Raw genomic sequence first — 2,440 nt, 5'->3', positions numbered from 1 at the left:
GGTCGCGCCGCCCGCGGCCTCCGTCGAGCGGGAGTGGACCGTCGCCGCCCTCGAGGCCGACGAACGGCCCGAGGCCTACGTGTTCCTCGCCGGGGAGTCCGCGATGGTGCGCGCCCTGCGCCGGCTCAGCGTGGGCCCCGGCGGCGTGCCGAAGAAGCACGTCTCCTTCATGGGCTACTGGCGGGAGGGCCAGGCGGAGAGCTGAGGAGTGGGGTGGCGGTGGCGCGCCGCTCCACCCTCGCACCGGCGTCGGGTTCTCCCTACTGTGGGAGTTCAGCACCCGATCGAACCGAAGGAGAGATCCCCATGACCCGCACCGTGATCATCGGCGGCCACGGCAAGGTGGCCCTGCTCGCCGCACCCCTGCTGGCGGAGGCCGGCCACGACGTCGTCTCGCTCATCCGCAACCCCGACCACGCCGAGGACGTCCGCGCCGCCGGCGCCGAACCGCTCGTCCTGGACATCGAGAAGGCGGATCAGGAGGAGCTGCTCCACGCGCTGCGCGACGCGGACAACGTCTGTCGTCTCCGGCGGCGCGCGGCGGGGAGCCCAGCGCACCCGGGCCGTGGACCACGACGCCGCCGTCGCCAGCATGCGAGCCGCCGAGGCCGCGGGCGTGCGGCGCTACGTGATGGTGTCCTACCTCGGCGCCTCCCTGCACCACGACGTGCCCGAGGACGACCCCTTCTACACCTACGCGCAGGCCAAGGCCGAGGCGGACGAGGCGCTGCGGGACTCCGGGCTGGCCTGGACCATCCTCGGCCCCGGCGCCCTGACCGAGGAGGAGCCGTCCGGCCGCATCACCGTGGACCCGGACCTCTCCGGCTCCGACGACCCGCAGCGTGAGGTCAGCCGCGGCAACGTCGCCCGGGCGATCGTGGCCGTGCTCAACGAGCCGGGCACGGTGGGCCGGAAGATCGACTTCGTGGACGGCGACGTGCCCATCGAGGATGTCTTCCGCACCTGACCTGGCACGACAACACGTCGGCATGGTGGAATGTCCGCCATGACCACGCACAGCACGGCGGTCCGCCCGTCCCCGACCAGGCAGTCCCGCGGGCTGCGCGCACACAGCGGATGAGGGCCTTCGACGAGGCCGCCGAGCAGCTGGAGGCCGAGCAGAAGGAGGCGATCGAGGCCTCCGCCCCGCTGCTCTACGACGTCCCCGAGCTGGACGCCGGGACGGGCGTGCGGCTCGTCCCGGCCACTGGGGACCACGCCCAGGTCCTGGCCCGCCTGATGTGGGACCGGGAGGTCATGCTGCAGACCGGTTCGATCCACTCCACCGACCGCGCGGACCGACTCGCGTCCGGCGAGGACTCCCCGGACTACACGGTCGCCCAGCTCGAGGAGATCTACGACCGCTGGTCCGTGGCCGTGGACCGTGCCGTCTGGGTGATCGAGTCCCACGGTGAGGTCGTGGGCGAAATCCTCCTGCTGGATCTGGACGCCGCCAACCTCTCCTGCGGCCTGCGGCTCTGGATCGCCCGCCGCACCGGCAACGGGATCGGTACCCGCGCCCTCCGCGCCGCGCTGTCCCACGCCTTCGACACGGTCGGCCTGCACCGCGTCAGCCTCGAGGTCTACGACCACAATCCCCGCGCCCGCCGCCTGTATGCGCGGATCGGCTTCGTCCATGAGGGCACCCTCCGGGACGCCCTGCGCCTGGACGGCCACTGGGTGGACGCCCACGTGATGTCCCTGCTGAGACCGGAGTGGGAGCGGCTGCGTGCGGCCGGAGGCTCCACGCAGGTCTGACCGTCTGCCCCGGCCGTCCGTCAGCCGCGGCCGTGGCGGGCAGCGATCAGCCGGTCGGCCTCGGTCAGGCCGAGGAGCAGCCCGGAGAAGAGCGTGAAGATGCCGGCGAGCACCCCGGAGACGGCGGTGGCGCCGAAGCGCTTCACGTCCAGGAAGGGGTACGGGTACCAGTCCACCCGCGGCCCGCGGCATGGTGACCCCCGCCCAGGTGAGGGGCAGGGCGGCGGCGAGGAGCCGTCGTCGGCGGTTGAGCTGGCCCCGGGGGTCGAAGGCGGCCCACACGATGGGGGCGAGCAGCGGGTTGACGATGTGCTGCACCGCGTCGTTGGCGCGGTAGAGGAGGGTGTCCTGGCCGTGGCCGCGCAGGACGGTGTTGTAGACCAGGCCGGTGACCATGACCGACCCCAGCCCCGCCGCCCGCACGGCCCAGAACGCGTCCGAGCGGGGTGCCCGGCGGGCTCCGGCCAGCACCAGCGAGGTCACCGCGATCACGGCGTTCGAACACCACGTGAAGTAGGCGGGCTGGTTCAGCACGTTGCTCCACCCCGCCTCGAAGCCGCCGCGGTAGGACGTGCCGGGGAAGTCGGTGGTGCCCTTGGACGCCCCGATCACGAACGAGCTCACGCAGCCGGCCAAGGCGGCAGCAGGCCGGCTGCCGGCCCAGGCGGCGCGGGGCCAGCCG

3 protein-coding genes and 2 pseudogenes are annotated in these 2,440 nt (G+C 73.2%); 3 read left to right on the top strand and 2 right to left on the bottom strand.

Annotation, left to right across the window (positions count from 1 at the left end; all coding sequences use genetic code 11):
- The 3 genes and pseudogenes from AC2W7A_RS11560 to AC2W7A_RS11550 all read left to right on the top strand — a co-directional run.
- A partial coding sequence (locus tag AC2W7A_RS11560) for an SIP domain-containing protein (protein ID WP_485991477.1) occupies positions 1-205 on the top strand: 205 nt, incomplete at its 5' end.
- A 101-nt stretch (positions 206-306) separates the two neighbouring features.
- Positions 307-967: pseudogene (locus AC2W7A_RS11555) on the top strand (SDR family oxidoreductase).
- 110 nt (positions 968-1,077) lie between these two features.
- Complete coding sequence (locus AC2W7A_RS11550; RefSeq protein ID WP_485991476.1) at positions 1,078-1,758, top strand: GNAT family N-acetyltransferase; 681 nt, start codon at positions 1,078-1,080, stop codon at positions 1,756-1,758.
- A 20-nt stretch (positions 1,759-1,778) separates the two neighbouring features.
- On the opposite strand, the gene AC2W7A_RS11545 is transcribed toward AC2W7A_RS11550, so the two are convergent.
- Both AC2W7A_RS11545 and AC2W7A_RS11540 read right to left on the bottom strand, forming a co-directional pair.
- Positions 1,779-1,934, bottom strand: a complete 156-nt coding sequence (locus AC2W7A_RS11545) for a hypothetical protein (protein ID WP_485991475.1) — start codon at positions 1,932-1,934, stop codon at positions 1,779-1,781.
- Between the two features lie 73 nt (positions 1,935-2,007).
- Positions 2,008-2,229 (bottom strand): annotated as a pseudogene (locus AC2W7A_RS11540) (Pr6Pr family membrane protein); the annotation flags it as partial.
- Positions 2,230-2,440 lie beyond the last annotated feature (211 nt).

It is taken from the genome of Micrococcus sp. LASM2_SD2 (assembly GCF_057364565.1).
The sequence above is the reverse complement of the archived record's forward strand: the minus strand, read 5'-3'. Positions and strand labels throughout refer to the sequence as shown.

Bases quoted from the DNA above. Each gene is read 5' to 3' on its own strand.
- AC2W7A_RS11550 (WP_485991476.1), top strand. From the start codon at position 1,078: ATGAGGGCCTTCGACGAGGCCGCCGAGCAGCTGGAGGCCGAGCAGAAG.